Here is a 14718-nt window from a genome sequence, read left to right on the forward strand (position 1 = left end):
AACAATTTAGCCCCATTCAGGCCATTTCGCGAGAAATGGGTTCTTAATGTTGTACAAACTACAACTTTTGCTTGCAAAATAGCCTTTAGATGTTCGAATTGTTGTAGAAACTACAACATTGGTAATCACGGTTGCCCATCGAAGTTGCTGAACGACAATGAAAACGAATTTTGGAGTTATGCCTAACAGATTTGAGGCGGCGAAATGAATGAATAGACAGTCTCTTTCAACCAGCATTCAAGCTAGGTGTGGTTAAAGCTTTGGACATAAAAAAAGATGACCCCCGGTGAATACAAAATACAGGGGCCATCTTTTAACAGCTTAGACTAGGGTCTTTCTTTTAAGTGTCCACGATGGGGTCACAATTCATATCGAGGGAATCGGCTCTGTCTACTTTTCCGCTATGTTTTCATATTATGAATGGCAAATTCGGATAAATCTATGGACTTCCCATGATTCAATCGGGACTCTTCAGCAGCAAAAGCCATCAAATGGCTGCGCACGGATGCAGATGCGGATGTCAAGCTTTCTCCTCCGTCGTAGTTCCTTACTTCCTCAAGGAAGCTGCTCACGATTCCAGAGTCCCCGCCGCCATGGCCGCTTGTTGGAGTCGCAATTTTAATCTCCGTCTCCTCATGTGTGACGAAATCTAGCAGGGTCAACTTGTCTTCGTCCCCGCGAAGCTCGCCTTTGGTGCCCATAATCTGAATCCTTCTCTCCTGGTGACGAGTGAAGCCGCACATGCTGAACATCGCCGTAGCCCCATTCGCGAATTCCATATTGACAACTTGATGATCAACGACATTATTATCGCTTTTGTATACGCAGCGTCCATAAGGGGTTTCCTTCAAGCCTTTGACGATATTTTCCCTTGTCAGTTCTTCTGTGAAATGTCTCGCCCATCCTTTTCCTTCTCCTAAGTAAAACCGTGGTGCAGAATAGGGACAGGTCGATTCGACCGTACAGCCATTAACGCAATAATCCGTTGATCCTTCAGGGGCATTCCCGGAATGAAAATGCATCAAGGAGCCGTAAGAGCTGACACGCACACAAGGCTGATCCATTAACCAGGAGAGCACATCCATATCATGGCATGATTTGGAAAGAATCATCGGGCTTGAGGTATCGGAGTTATTCCAGTTTCCTCTAACGAAGCTGTGAGCAATATGCCAATAACCGACGTTCTCGTTTAATTGAATGGAAACGACTTGGCCAATTCTGTCCTCTTGGATCAGCCGTTTAATAGCAGACCAGAACGGCGTATAGCGGAGAACGTGACAGATGGTAAGTAGTCGGTTATTTTCCTTTGACGCTTTCTCCATCTCCAAGCATTCCTTTGGACTGGGTGACATGGGTTTTTCCAATAGCACATGATATTTGTTGTTCAAAGCTTGAAGTGTAGGATGGTAATGCATCCGGTCCTGCGTGCAAATCATCGCAATATCTGCCATTTGCGGCTGCTCCAGCAGCTTTTCCCAGGATCCAAAGCAGCGATCCTCTGGAATTCCGTGCTCTTTGGCAAAACTTGCCCTTCGCTCCGGATTCGATTCTGCAACGGCGACGAATTTCAATAAGTGAGGGTAATTGATGGCATAAGGCGCATAACCATGGGCGCCTCTCGCTCCCGCACCGATCAGTACAGCTGTAAGCTCCTTCATAGTAGGTTCTCTCCTTGAGGAATTACTTTTTCCATTCCCCTTGTAATTTCATATCATTAAGCTCTTTGTTGACTTCATCGATAGCCTGTTTTCCGCCTTTAGCCATCCATTCATCAACCATCTTATCCCAATCGGATATCGGTCTTTGACCCACAACCATTTTGGTCGTTTCATCCGTAATATATTGGTTCAATTCCGTCTTTTTCTCCATAAACGTAAGGGGATGAATCCGACTGATTGGATTTACATAAAACGGTGAACTTTTCAAAAGATCGGCTAGCTTTTGGTTGAATACTTTTCCATCAGCTGTTTTATTCATTTTCGCGTAATCATACAGAATGTCATCGCCAGTCTGCCATCCTTCGTTTAAGATATAGGCATTAGGCGCAACATTAGATCTGTTTTCCTTCATTTGTTGCGCGATTCCGTCAACCATTTTATAACCTTTGCCTTCATGACCGTTCATCCAATCGAAGTATTCGTTCTTCGGATTCTGCTGATCGAAGGGAACGGGCTTTCTGAAGTAATCGATGATCTCCAGGATGCGTTTTACTTTATTCGGATCGTTTTTCAGCTTGGCCGAAATCATATACATACGATAAAAGCCACTCCCTAGTGTATAGCCGGAATTCCCGTCCGCTGTTTTAAACGGAGGAATCGGAACGACTACCGCCTTCGGATCATTTTTCATCAATACTTCAAAGTCAACGCCGCCCGGCCCGCCAGGTCCCGGTTGATCGTACCAAATCCCGACTTTACCCGCGTTAAACGCTTTAAATACGTCGTTATATTTCGTAACAGCCCAATCTTTATTGAGCGCGCCTGCCTTGTAAACATCAGCAAGGAACTGAATCTTTTCTTTATTGGCTTGAGAAATATTGCCGGGGATCAACTGTCCGCTTGGATTCTTATGATACCATGCGGTATTGCTGTAGTAAGCGCCAAATCCCGGATCATAATAAATCCCTTTAGCAAGACCTAAACCTACGGTATCGTCTTTCCCGTTTCCGTCCGGATCGTTTTTCGAGAAAGCAGTTACAACTTGCTTCAGCTCTTCATAGGTGGTCGGCATTTTAAGACCAAGTTTATCCAACCAATCTTGGCGGATAAGCGGTTTCTTTCCGCCTTTTGCCGTAAAGTAGGTTGGAATCCCGTAGATTTTCCCGTCCACTTTCAAAGGATCCCATACATAATCCGGAACCGCTTTAAATGTGTCATATTGCTTAATGAACTCATCCAATGGAAGGTAAGCACCTTGCTTCGCCCATTTCACGAAGTTGGAATCAACTTCCTCCATGCCGATCACATCCGGAAGATCGCCGGAAGCCATTTTTACAGCAAGCTTTTCATCATAGGTATCCCAGGGAATATACTGCGACTTGAAATCAACCTTAAACTTTTCATTGATTGCTTTTACCGCGTCACTATCCGGTGGCGGGACTGGATCTTCCCAAGAACCTTCAAACCAATTGATCGTCACTTTTTTGTCGGTATCCGTCCCAGCCTTGCCGGTTTCTTGTGGGGCCGTAGATTGCCCGCTGGAACAAGCCGCCAGACTGGTTGCCATAGTAAGAGACAGTAGGACAGTAGTTATACGTTTCATTTGCATGTAGAACCCTCCTCATTGTTATGTAATCGGTACTCCCTTATCCTTTCACTGATCCCAACATCACCCCTTTCGCAAAATGCTTTTGCAGAAACGGATATACAAGTAAAATCGGGATCGTTGCGAGCAGGACAGCAGCCATACCAATCGTCTCGGCGGGCGGCGGGTTTTGAGCCAATCCCATTAGGTGACCATCAGAAAGTGTCCCTGAAGCTTGCTCCAAAATGACGATTTGGCGCAATATGACCTGTACGGTCCATTTTGCTGGATCACTAATATAGATTAATGCCGAGAAATAAGTGTTCCAGTTGCCTACCGCATAAAACAAACCAAATGCCGCGAGAGCAGGCTTAGAAAGCGGGATGATAATGCGGGAAAAAATTTGCAAATCATTTGCACCATCCATGTAAGCAGCTTCCGATAAATCTTGAGGGATACCCATGAAAAACTGCCTCATCACGATCAAGTTGAACGAGTTGATCGCACCTGGAATGATAAGCGCCCAATACGTATTGAGCAAGTGTGTTGCTTTTACCACTAAGTAGGTTGGGATAATGCCTGCACCGAAAACAAAGGTAAACAGCACAAGGAATAAATAAAATCGTTGGCCCCATATTTGGCGCGACAGCGCATAAGCCATCATGGAAGTCAGCAGTAGACTTATCAACGAACCAACGATTGTAACAAAGACAGTAACGCCAATAGAACGGACAAACGCTTTGGAATCAAAAATGTAATTGTAAGCGTCAAGCACCCATGTCTTCGGAAACAGCAGTAATTCCTTTTGTACAAATTCAGCGTAAGACGTAAATGAAGTAACAATCATATAATAAAACGGAAACAGCATGATCAAGCTAATCACAATAAGTATAAGCGCATTGAGCGCATTCATCGATTTACTTCGCCAACTTAAATGTGAATTCATTCCCTTTACCTCCTTATCTGATGATTAAAAGACGCCTTCTTCACCGAATCGCTTCGCCAGACGGTTTGCCCCAACGATCAAGATTAAGCCAACAAACGATTTGAAGAGACCGACCGCAGTCGCGAAGCTAAAGTCCGATTGTTCGATACCTTTGTAGTAAACGAACGTATCAAGCACGTTGCCCATTTCCCTGTTAAACGGATTAATCATCAAGAAGATTTGTTCAAAACCAACGTCGAGGACGCTCCCGAGCCGTAAAATCAACAAAATGACAATCGTGCTGCGAATAGCTGGCAGCGTAATATGCCAAATCTGCCTCAGTCGGCTTGCACCATCGACAACAGCCGCTTCGTACAAGCTTGGGTTCACACCTGATAGGGCGGCGAGGAAAATAATTGTACCCCAGCCGGATTCCTTCCAGATCACTTCCAAGACGATCAAGGGCATGAACCAGCTTGGCTCCTGCAGAAAAGGAATGGGCTGCATCCCAAAGACATGGGATAATAGTTGATTAGCAATCCCCTCTGATTTGAGAAATACTGTTGCGATTCCAACGACCACAACCCATGATAAAAAGTGAGGCAAATAAATGATGGATTGAATGATGCGCTTTAGCTTCTCGCTGCGTAATTCATTTAGCATGAGCGACAAAAGAATAGAAAACGGGAAGGCAAACACAATCTGCAAGAAGGACAAGTATAGCGTGTTCCAGATGACCCGAATCACTTCGCTATCTTCAAAAATCTTCTTAAAATGTTTCATCCCAACCCAGTCGCTATGAAGAAATCCTTTAAATGCACTGAAATCCTGAAAGGCGATAATATTGCCCAACATAGGAACGTAGCGGTAAATAATGAAATAAGCAAGTCCCGGCAGAAGGAGCAGATACAAATATTTTTCTTTCCACAATCTGGATGCGAGCGAATTTCTCTTCTTCTTCACAATCCTACTTTCTGCGATTATTTCCATTGTCTTCCCCCCTATATTTATGTACTATAAAAAGATCACTTATGTTTGTGAAACCGTTTTCAATAATGACACGTGTTGGCGTAACGCCGATCTACAGAACCATCAGTGGATGTTGCCATATGACCCATACTAATCAGAAAGATGGGAAGAGGCTATCCGTAAAATTTTCATTACCGATCATTTCTTCGAAAAATCCGTAAAAAAACACAATTTTCAATAAAATGATCACTCTTATTACGAAGGAGGATTCAAGAACATGCGAAGAATACGACAGTTGAAACTCAATACCCGCTCTATTTTTGTCAAATTGCTGATAAGCTTCCTAGTGATCATCCTCCTGTTTGTCTCGTTTAATTTATTTTCACTTACATTTTTCAGAAAGAGCGTACGGGATGAGCTGATTAAATATAACGATACCAACATGTCCAATACGACTCACGACTTTGAAGAATATTTTCAACTGCTGAACAGCATCATTGTCAATTTGTACTTAAATAAAAACCTTCGGGATTCAGATTCAGCATCCATCGATTACGTCGCCGCCAATCATGTGATCGACGATCTGCGAAACACGGTCTCCAATCCCCGTTTTTATTTAAATAACTTGTTTGTCTACGATATCAAACATTCACTTATTCTCGAAAAAGCAAGAGGAGCAAGTCCAGAAGCGATATTCAGCCAACTCTATACGAATCCAGACTACACCTATGACTTCTGGAAACAGGAATTTGCCCAAAAAGTCTTCTTCAAAATGTATCCCGCGGCTACCTTTACGGAAGCGCCCAATCTTAGTCCTGTGTCACAAACCGGCCTTGTTTTTCCTTTAATGATAAAAAGTGATTTTTATCCCGACTATATTATGCTTGCCTTTATCGATACCAATAGGTTATACAAGGCGTTTCATCAATCGATCAACGATAACTTTTACATGTTGGACAATCTAGGGCATCCTTTGTTCTCGTCCGATTCTACCAGTCGGCATCAACTTCCGGTTTTGGAACCGGGTAAAGATTGGATCAAGGAAAACGGGAATTACTATTTTTATAAAAAAGGGGAGGTCACTGGATTTACGTACGTCAATATTGTCCCGGATGCCGCGATTTCGTCCCAAATATTCCATTTGAACTTGACTCTTATTGCGCTTCTCGTCATTTCGGTCCTTATAAGCATTGCAGCGTCCGTCTTCTTTAGCATGAGGTTTAACAATCCGGTCAAAAAAATAGTGGATTCGATCCGGCATTTTAACGAAAAAAATACGCTCGGCAAACACACGAATGAATTTGAACTGATTAAAGAAAATATTGGTTTCATGTTGAAATCGAATCAAGACGCCCATATGAACTTGGAGAAAAAAACGTCTCTCCTTCGTTATTACGCGTACATGAAACGGTTAAAACGTATTCATAGCGATTCCGATGAGATCCATGCTTCAGATGAAATGAACCAGCCGTTTCGCTTTATCTTATTTCAACTAACTTTCAAAATACAATTTTCTCAGGATATAAGCGAGGAAAAGGAACGCGCCACCTATTTTATTCGGGAGTATGTCAATCAAGCGATGGGAAAAGAATTGAACGATGCCCATACTTTTCAGATCGAAACGGATCAAATATTATCTATTGTGTATATGAACGATCAGACCCAGCAATGGATGGAAGTTTTAAATACGATTAAGCAAGTCCTGGCAACCGATAAGGAATACTTTTTTTTCACTATAGCCGTTAGTGATTTATATGAGCATTCTTCTGAACAGACATCCGCCTATGAACAAGTCGTGAAATTGGTCAAACATCGCCCTTTTGACGATGAGACTAGGATTTTATATGACGAGGACGTGAAAGAGGAGTCTTTCTTGCTCCCAGGTACCCTCGAACAGGAAATAAACGTTAACCTACAGGAAGGTAACGATACCCTGGTCCTACAAACGCTGCGTCGTGTTCTTAAGCAAATGAAAAAGAAAGAGGTGAGCACGCCTGTTTTCTATCGGTTTGCGGAGGAAATAACAGATAAAGTCCAGCGAATACTAAACTCTCTGCATCTGGATACCAACCAAGTGGCGGGTTCGGCGAAATCGATTCGACTCATGCACACCACCCAGGAATTGGAACAATATTTCGAGATGATCCTGAACGAAGCAGGTCAGTTGATCCGGTTGAAAAAGGAAGAACGCGACCCGATCGTCAGCTTTATAGTCGACTATTTGCAGGATCATTACTCGGAAGATATCACATTGGATCTAATAGCCGGTAAACTTAACATTACCGGGGGTTATCTATCCACTTATTTTAAGGAGAAAACAGGAACCAACTTCGTTGACTTCGTTAATGAGTTCCGTATCAAGCAGGCGGTTAAGCTGCTTATGCAAACGGATATGAAAATTCAAGATATTGCTCTCCAAGCAGGCTATCAAACCATGAGTTCCTTTAACCGCATCTTTAAAAAGTATCTAGGTGTTACGCCAAGCGAATATCGGAGAAACAATATTCAGTTAAACGAGGGTGCGAGTGGTTATTAGAAAATAGTCTCAGAAAAACAGCGGTCACAACCCAGAAAGTACGGGGATGTGAACCGCTGTTCTTCATAATAGGACCATTATCAGATCATTTCAGAAAACCGAACTGACGCGATATCTCTTTCGCCGTCTTTACGACTTTATGGGTATAGAAGACGATTCGGTCCTCATCCATACGCTGCGTCGGAGCAATTAAAGTAATCGCGGATATGACCTGACCTACTGAATCCCGAATGGGGGATGAGATGGAGACCATGTTTTCGATAAATTCACTGATACATACGCAATAGTCTTGATTACGAATTTGTTTAAGCTGTTCTTTCAACTGGATAGGGTCGGTAATGGTTCTGGATGTATGCGATTTCATTTTCTTCTAATACAGCAACACGGAGTGCTTCGGAAGTTTCGCGAGCAAGACGTTGAATAATAGGGCTTGCTGCTTGCGATAAGTCCCAATAGGTTGTGACAATAACGTGATACAGCGAAGCGATTCGTTGGCCGAGCCTGTATTTATGAGTGATTGGATCTTGGAAAACAAACCCTTCACTCAGTAAGGTGGACAGCAACCGACTGGTTGTGCTTTTGCTGAGACTCAATTCATCGGCTAGCTCAGTCAGCCTTTTTTCGGGTGTTTTCACGGTAAATAATTTTAATAGACGCAAGGCGTTTTTAACGGAAGAAAGTAGTTGCGGATTTGTATTCGGCACGAGTTGATATAAGCCCCTCTCCGATTCATTTTAGTGTTCCGCATAGAGGAACAATCGCATTGTTTGAGTTCACAATTGCCTATTATTATACATACATAAGAGCTCTTATCCAATCCAGTTTTGATAAACAATTTGAGAGTTAGGAGATGTATGTATGAACAGTAAAGAACAGTATGTAAAAGTGATCAAACCGATTCCCGATTCAGATGCCGTGGGCCAATTAGACCCGCGAGTGTATCATATTCAGAAACAACAGGCGGAGGTTATGGCATCGACAGAGAGGCCGAATTTCGATCCTTCTGATATACCAAATTTCGTTAAAGCGATGAGGGCTATGATGGGATGGAAGAACGAGGATGTTACTCAGACTGAAATTGCGAACGCTTGCAAAACCATTGAGGGAACGAACGGCCCGATTCCGCTGCGTATTTACACGCCTTCACAAGAAAGAAGTTTACCGGTGATCGTATTCTTTCATGGTGGCGGTTTTATTGGCGGAACCGTTGACGTCGTTGAGAACCCATGCAAAGCTTTGGCTGAAAAAGCCGGGGCTGTCGTAGTCTCAGTCGATTACCGGCTTGCCCCAGAGCATCCGTTTCCTGCAGGACTAATGGATTGCTTCGAAACCGTTCAGTGGGTTTACGAGCACGCCAGTGAAATCGGTGTTGATCCACAGCGAATCGCAGTGGCTGGCGATAGCGCAGGAGGCAATTTGGCTACGGTTTGCGCCTTGATGGACCGTGACAAAGGAACGGGGATGATTAAATATCAAGCGCTTATTTATCCTACTGTTAATATGGGCGCTGTCGAAACGGAAGATTTCAAATGGAGCCTAGATGAATACGACATTCGCAATCACGAAGAGTTCATTGTCGCTGGGATTGAAGGATTGCGAGGAGGCAGCGGTATGCTGCTAAATCTGTACCTGCAAAATCGCACGAAGCTAACGGATCCTTATGTAGCCCCGCTATTGGCGAACGATTTAAGCGGCATGCCAGAGACCTTGATCATCACGGCGGAATTTGACTACTTAAGGATAGAGGATGAAGCTTACGCTAAAAAGTTAGCCCGCTCGGGTGTGCCGACGAAGCTGATTCAGTATAACGGCATGGATCATGCGTTTTTGGATAAGACAGGTTTATATCCGCAGGCGGAAGATTGTGTCAATGAAATCGCTAAAGAAATAAAGCGTATATTCGCCTAAGGCAATTGATAGGAGTACGGCATGTAGCGGAACGCATCGATGTTGTAGAAAGTGCAACAATTGCTGCCTAGATCCCGCCTTTCTCCCTCCTTTGTTGCATAATGTACAACAATTTGGTCCAATATTGGCTATTTCGCAACAAATGGGTTCAAAATGTTGTACAAACTGCAACTTCAGAGTACAAAATAGCCTTTTGGCGTATGAATTGTTGTAGAAAACACAACATTGGTAGCCACTTTAGCCTATCTACCTTTACGAAGCAGCCTAAACGAGTCTAAAAGGAGTTATGCCTACCCGTTGTAAGGAATCATGGGGTGATCAAGAGGTTACCCCTTTTAATGAGGCGAAAGACATAACCACGCGGATTTTCTGGGCTTTGAGACGGTTCACCCTTACCTTGAAACGACATCCAACCCATATTTCTTTATTATGGATAATAGTCGTGAATTTGGTCATTCTAATGCTATCGTCCACTGTGTGACGAATGATGCTGATGACGGGGAGTGAACGTAAACGCATGTTACAGGGTAAAAAAAAGCATGTCTGGATTATTCTAATCTGTATCGCATTGTTCTGCTCATCCACAACCACCGCTTTTGCCTATGGTAAAGGGGCTAAGGGGCCTGATGTCTATGCGGTGCAAGGGATGCTGAAGTCACTTGGCTACTATAGCGGACCTATTACGGGCTACTATGGTAATCAAACCCTACAGGGTGTTAAAGCGTTTCAAAGCAGATACGGACTTCCTGCGACTGGGAATGTAGATGATCAAACGCTGCAATCCATCCTGTGGGCTTACGGTAATTTAAAAATTGCCAAGAAGCCGACACCACCAACACCAGCTCCTCCACCAGCTGCACCAAAGCCTACGCCTAAACCGCAAGTCCCATCGACTACGGAATTAACGGTGGAGGAGCAGCAAATGCTGGATTTGGTTAACAAGGAGCGTGCTGCTGTGGGGCTTTCTCCATTTGCTGTCGACCCGGCGCTTACCAAAACGGCTAGACTAAAAAGCCAAGATATGGTCGATAACAATTATTTCTCCCACGATTCACCGACGTATGGTTCGCCATTCGATATGATGGAGAAATTTGGCATTACGTATAACGCGGCGGGAGAGAATATTGCTTGCAATCAAAGTGTACAAGCGGCTCATGAGGCGTTGATGAATTCTCCAGGACACAAAGCGAATATACTCAGCAAAGATTACACCCATATTGGGATCGGCATCGTAAACGGCGGTCCGTGTGGTAAAATGTTTACCCAGCAGTTTATTGGAAAATGAAAATGAAAATGAAAAAAGAGCCCATTGGGGCTCTTTTTTCACCACAATAGAATTTATAAATTTCCGAGGACTCTTGGAAGTGAAAATTCTATTTGGCGATAAAACCTACCGATTCATTGGGGCCCCCGCAAAGTAATCGGATTTTGCTTCAAAGCATGACTTCACTTTGTGGGGTAGAAGAGCGGTCGCACATCTTTGAATGGCCTCGATAGAGGTTTTCTCATAAGTATAAAAATTAAGTGGCGGATACCGGATTAATTGCTTCTGTCCACTCAGTGAATTTTTGTAGAGCAGCCCCTTGCTCAATCGCATGTCGGGCCAAATAAATACCTTCTTCAATGGATCCTGCCTTCTGGGAAACCCACAGACGCACGGCACTATTCAGTAAAACCATATTCAAGTAGGGAAGCTCAGCTTCTCCGCGAAGAACGGATAATGCCGTTTCTCCTTGCAGCTGAGCGGTCCATTCAATCTCCGGCACCTCGACCATTAATTCGTAAATCTCAGGATCAACAATGAATAATTCACTGGTGCCCTCTTGAATTAGGTATGTCCGTGTGCGCTTGTCTACGGATAAGTCTTCGGAGCCTTCCATACCCTGCACGACTATGCCGCGAGAGACGCCCAGTTCGATTAATAAATTGGTGATTTTCTCGAACACCGTACCGTGAAACACACCGACAGCCATGAAGGGTGCTTCCGTAAAGCGCAGCAGCTTCTCTGCTGTGTTGAACACGGTCCGCAGACCGAGTTCCTTGCGCAGTTCGCGCAGCTCGCCGAGCGGTGCACACCAGCTCTCCGTTGGTGCGAACAGGAAGCCTGTTCGCGCTGCAGCTGATATGAGCGCTTCGCGTGACGCGTCAAGCGCGGGTACATTAAGTGCCGCTAGCACATCGGACAACGTGATGCCCCATTTGGGCGGCATACTCGGACTGCCGTGCAGCGTAGTGGGAAGTCCGCAGGCCGCGAGAACGAACGCGGTCGGTAAAGTCGCGATGAACGTACGTGAGCGTCCATCATAAGGTCCGGCGCAATCCATGCTGCCGGGTATTGGATAGGTCTGGATACGCTGGCGCAAGGCATCGATGAAGGCCTTTAACTCATCAGGAGATTCCATTTTGATACGTTCTGCAACGAGAAAAGCGCCCATTTGAGCCTGTGTAGCGGCTCCGGTTAGAATGAGCTCCGCTGCTTGTGAAGCTTCTTCATAGGAAAGGTCTCTGGCTCCGCGCTTTCCGCGGCCTACTTCTTTTAATAAAGATATCATCGTTTGCGACCTCCTTGTTTCTGATCCTTTAGTATTTGATACACCTTGACAATGGAGGTAGCGACGTCCACCATACGTTTTCGTTCATTCATGGCTTGTTTGCGCAAAAAATCATAAGCCTCTGCTTCGGAGATACCTTTGATTTCACATAAGATTCGCTTCGCCTGATCGACCCATTTGCGCTCCTCCAGTTTGGAGAGAAGCTGTTCGCGCTCTTGCTGCCATTCGGTTCGCCTAAAGTAATGATTCACACCAAGGAGCAGCGCACAGTGAATTTCAAGAGGACTCATCGCAGAACCGATTAAACCATCAATACCGGCGTCCATTCTACATTCATTAGAAGGAAAAGTTTGAGCATCACACCACCAGAAGAGAGGAAGGCTGCGATGAGCAAGTACACTCGAGCGCCATGGTTCCACTTGATCAGGACCTACCGATAATAAAACAGCATCGACCTTGGGGATCATAAATGAAATTTCTTTTACATTAGATGCTACATATATGCGAAATCCCAAATCCTTCAGCGTCGCTTCAGGCAAGGATTCCTTTTCATTATTCGTAACATTCAGCTCGGTAATTGACGACGAGGAGGAGGTAGCTGAGCGAGTTTGTTTAAACTCGTCGATCAGTATAAATGATTGTAACATTTGAATACCTCCTATCGTGGGTAGCTTCTTTCCAATGGCAACTTCATGTAAGGTTTTCGCGATATCGTGATTTATTATACGGCATTACTATAGCATATGACTATAAAATTTGTCGATATGATAGAAGGAATCTCACATATAAAATTTTGTGTTATGTTTATTGACACGACGGCTATGTCATACTATAATCAAATTAGAAATCGGCACAATGATGTGCCACTAACGAAGGCAATGGCGCCTATCCCCTTACAAATACGTAACCGGATAGGCTATTTATGTTCTATTTACTGAAAATCAACTAAAATGCTGTTCACGATGATGTGGGCAGCAGTGGCAAAGAGGCCGATAAGCATCCCACACAAGTTGGGGTATGTTTGTCGGCCTTTTCTGTCAAAGAACAGTCAAACACGTCTGGGTAGGAAAAAAAGAAGGCGAAAAGCCTCACAAAAGGAGAGGGAATGCATGGTTGATCGGAAAAGTTTTATGCAAGTGGGGCACAAAGGGTCATTGTTCAGTTCATTTTTATATTTTGACATGAGCTTCATGGTTTGGGTTCTTCTTGGGCCGATAGCGGTTATTCTAGCTAATGATTTTCATCTGGATGCTGCTGAAAAGGCGAATCTCGTTGCATTGCCTACCTTAGGAGGAGCCGTACTTCGATTGGTACTGGGCGTTCTGACAGATAAGATAGGCCCTAAGCTTACAGGACAAATCGGACTAACGTTAACCTTAGTACCATTATTCTGGGGTTGGCAGTTTGCAAACACAATGGGTGATATGTACTTCGTTGCACTGATGCTGGGTATTGCAGGCGCAAGTTTTGCGGCAGCATTACCACTTGCCAGCAGCTGGTACCCACCGCAGTATCAAGGATTAGCGATGGGGATTGCAGGGGCAGGTAACAGTGGAACGATCTTCGCTACCTTATTTGCAAACCGAATAGCACAGCATTATGGAGATTGGCATGTTGTTTTCGGCATTGCGATGATTCCGATTGCGTTAACCTTAATCATCTTTAGTGTATTGGCAAAGGATAGCCCGAATAAACCGGCACCGAAAACGGTTAAGGAATACGGCAAAGTATTGAAACAGAAAGATTCCTGGTTGTTCTGTATTTTGTACAGTGTAACATTCGGCGGTTTCGTTGGAATGGCATCTTATTTAACCATCTTCTTCAATACGCAATATGGTCTTGCTCCAGTTAAAGCAGCTGATTTTACTACGATATGCGTAATCGGCGGCAGCTTCTTCCGACCAGTAGGCGGCTGGCTGGCAGACAAAATTGGCGGCATTCGGATGTTAATGGTCTTGTACGGCGTTGTCGCTTTGATGATGGCTGGCATCTCTACACTGCCATCACTTTCCTTAACAACGATTATGCTCTTCATTGCCATGATGGCTTTCGGTATGGGGAATGGATCCGTTTTCCAACTTGTTCCGCAGCGCTTCAAGACGGAAATCGGTGTTATAACTGGAATCGTTGGAGCAGCAGGTGGTTTGGGCGGATACTTCTTACCCAAGATTCTCGGTAACTTGAAACTAACGACAGGTTCTTTTACACCAGGGTTCCTAATCTTAAGTGCGATTGCGATTACATGTCTCTTGTTGATCGCCATTGTGCAAGGGCAATGGAAACGTACTTGGATCGGTGAAGGCGGCAAAGTGAAGGTGGCTCCAGCTTCTATGGATAGTGTGCATGCTTAAATAACAGGTTCAAGCCGCTGGTCGTATGGCCAGCGGCATATAAGTAAAGCCTTTGCTCATGCAGCTTGAGTGTCCAGGCTGCATGCGCAAAGACGTTTACTTGCTTACCGTCTTTGGAAGTTCAAATCGAACTTCTCAAGCTCCATATCCCAATTTGTCATTTGGGGGCGTGAGCTCCTGAATGGCCCTTTTTCAAAAAAAACGAACTTTTTAATAGTAAATGGATGGAAGGAT

12 protein-coding genes are annotated in these 14718 nt (G+C 44.3%); 4 read left to right on the forward strand and 8 right to left on the reverse strand.

All coding sequences use genetic code 11. The features are described from left to right. Positions 1 to 401: 401 nt before the first annotated feature. Genes GC102_RS35505 through GC102_RS35520 form a run of 4 tightly spaced genes read right to left on the reverse strand, consistent with a single transcriptional unit; the run spans position 402 to position 5158 of the window. The gene (locus tag GC102_RS35505) at positions 402 to 1658 is read right to left on the reverse strand and encodes a Gfo/Idh/MocA family protein (protein ID WP_171646802.1); all 1257 of its coding nucleotides are present in this window, start codon (positions 1656 to 1658) and stop codon (positions 402 to 404) included. Between the two features lie 22 nt (positions 1659 to 1680). Further along, a complete protein-coding gene (locus GC102_RS35510; protein ID WP_171646800.1) occupies positions 1681 to 3267 on the reverse strand; it encodes an extracellular solute-binding protein in 1587 nt (528 codons plus the stop codon). Positions 3268 to 3304: 37 nt separating this feature from the next. After that, on the reverse strand, positions 3305 to 4189 hold the full coding sequence (locus GC102_RS35515) for a carbohydrate ABC transporter permease (RefSeq protein WP_171646798.1): 885 nt from the start codon (positions 4187 to 4189) through the stop codon (positions 3305 to 3307). A gap of 24 nt (positions 4190 to 4213) precedes the next feature. After that, positions 4214 to 5158 (reverse strand): ABC transporter permease, encoded by a 945-nt coding sequence (locus GC102_RS35520; RefSeq protein ID WP_171646796.1) that lies wholly within the window; start codon positions 5156 to 5158, stop codon positions 4214 to 4216. Between the two features lie 256 nt (positions 5159 to 5414). Here GC102_RS35520 and GC102_RS35525 point away from each other — a divergent pair, with 256 nt between their 5' ends. Continuing rightward, on the forward strand, positions 5415 to 7673 hold the full coding sequence (locus GC102_RS35525) for a helix-turn-helix transcriptional regulator (protein ID WP_171646794.1): 2259 nt from the start codon (positions 5415 to 5417) through the stop codon (positions 7671 to 7673). 85 nt (positions 7674 to 7758) lie between these two features. Here the strand turns inward: GC102_RS35525 and GC102_RS40835 are convergent, their stop codons facing one another. Further along, entirely contained in the window at positions 7759 to 8037 is a 279-nt protein-coding gene (locus GC102_RS40835; RefSeq protein WP_171646793.1) for an IclR family transcriptional regulator C-terminal domain-containing protein, read from the reverse strand. Continuing rightward, positions 7979 to 8377, reverse strand: a complete 399-nt coding sequence (locus tag GC102_RS35535; protein WP_171646791.1) for a helix-turn-helix domain-containing protein — start codon at positions 8375 to 8377, stop codon at positions 7979 to 7981. Before GC102_RS35535 ends, GC102_RS40835 begins: the two co-directional genes overlap by 59 nt. A 154-nt stretch (positions 8378 to 8531) precedes the next feature. On the opposite strand from GC102_RS35535, the gene GC102_RS35540 reads away from it, so the two are divergent. Further along, entirely contained in the window at positions 8532 to 9581 is a 1050-nt protein-coding gene (locus GC102_RS35540) for an alpha/beta hydrolase (protein ID WP_171646789.1), read from the forward strand. A 517-nt stretch (positions 9582 to 10098) separates the two neighbouring features. Next, positions 10099 to 10866, forward strand: coding sequence for a peptidoglycan-binding protein (locus tag GC102_RS35545; protein ID WP_171646814.1), 768 nt, complete (start codon positions 10099 to 10101; stop codon positions 10864 to 10866). Between the two features lie 235 nt (positions 10867 to 11101). Here GC102_RS35545 and GC102_RS35550 read toward each other — a convergent pair whose 3' ends face one another. Continuing rightward, the gene (locus GC102_RS35550; protein ID WP_171646787.1) at positions 11102 to 12133 is read right to left on the reverse strand and encodes an anthranilate phosphoribosyltransferase; all 1032 of its coding nucleotides are present in this window, start codon (positions 12131 to 12133) and stop codon (positions 11102 to 11104) included. Next, positions 12130 to 12780 carry an ANTAR domain-containing response regulator gene (locus GC102_RS35555; RefSeq protein WP_171646785.1) on the reverse strand — a complete coding sequence of 217 codons (651 nt, stop codon included), beginning with the start codon at positions 12778 to 12780 and terminating at the stop codon, positions 12130 to 12132. The genes GC102_RS35550 and GC102_RS35555 overlap by 4 nt, the downstream gene beginning before the upstream one ends. A gap of 462 nt (positions 12781 to 13242) precedes the next feature. On the opposite strand from GC102_RS35555, the gene GC102_RS35560 reads away from it, so the two are divergent. Next, entirely contained in the window at positions 13243 to 14484 is a 1242-nt protein-coding gene (locus tag GC102_RS35560; protein WP_171646783.1) for a nitrate/nitrite transporter, read from the forward strand. Positions 14485 to 14718 lie beyond the last annotated feature (234 nt).

The sequence above is a fragment of the Paenibacillus germinis genome (genome assembly GCF_013141785.1).
Lineage (GTDB): Bacteria > Bacillota > Bacilli > Paenibacillales > NBRC-103111 > Paenibacillus_E > Paenibacillus_E phytorum.

Coding starts and splice junctions, on each gene's coding strand:
- GC102_RS35520 (WP_171646796.1), bottom strand. CDS start 5,158: ATGGAAATAATCGCAGAAAGTAGGATTGTGAAGAAGAAGAGAAATTCG.
- GC102_RS35560 (WP_171646783.1), top strand. CDS start 13,243: ATGGTTGATCGGAAAAGTTTTATGCAAGTGGGGCACAAAGGGTCATTG.
- GC102_RS35550 (WP_171646787.1), bottom strand. CDS start 12,133: ATGATATCTTTATTAAAAGAAGTAGGCCGCGGAAAGCGCGGAGCCAGA.
- GC102_RS35515 (WP_171646798.1), bottom strand. CDS start 4,189: ATGAATTCACATTTAAGTTGGCGAAGTAAATCGATGAATGCGCTCAAT.
- GC102_RS40835 (WP_171646793.1), bottom strand. CDS start 8,037: ATGAAATCGCATACATCCAGAACCATTACCGACCCTATCCAGTTGAAA.
- GC102_RS35525 (WP_171646794.1), top strand. CDS start 5,415: ATGCGAAGAATACGACAGTTGAAACTCAATACCCGCTCTATTTTTGTC.
- GC102_RS35540 (WP_171646789.1), top strand. CDS start 8,532: ATGAACAGTAAAGAACAGTATGTAAAAGTGATCAAACCGATTCCCGAT.
- GC102_RS35505 (WP_171646802.1), bottom strand. CDS start 1,658: ATGAAGGAGCTTACAGCTGTACTGATCGGTGCGGGAGCGAGAGGCGCC.
- GC102_RS35510 (WP_171646800.1), bottom strand. CDS start 3,267: ATGCAAATGAAACGTATAACTACTGTCCTACTGTCTCTTACTATGGCA.
- GC102_RS35545 (WP_171646814.1), top strand. CDS start 10,099: ATGTTACAGGGTAAAAAAAAGCATGTCTGGATTATTCTAATCTGTATC.
- GC102_RS35555 (WP_171646785.1), bottom strand. CDS start 12,780: ATGTTACAATCATTTATACTGATCGACGAGTTTAAACAAACTCGCTCA.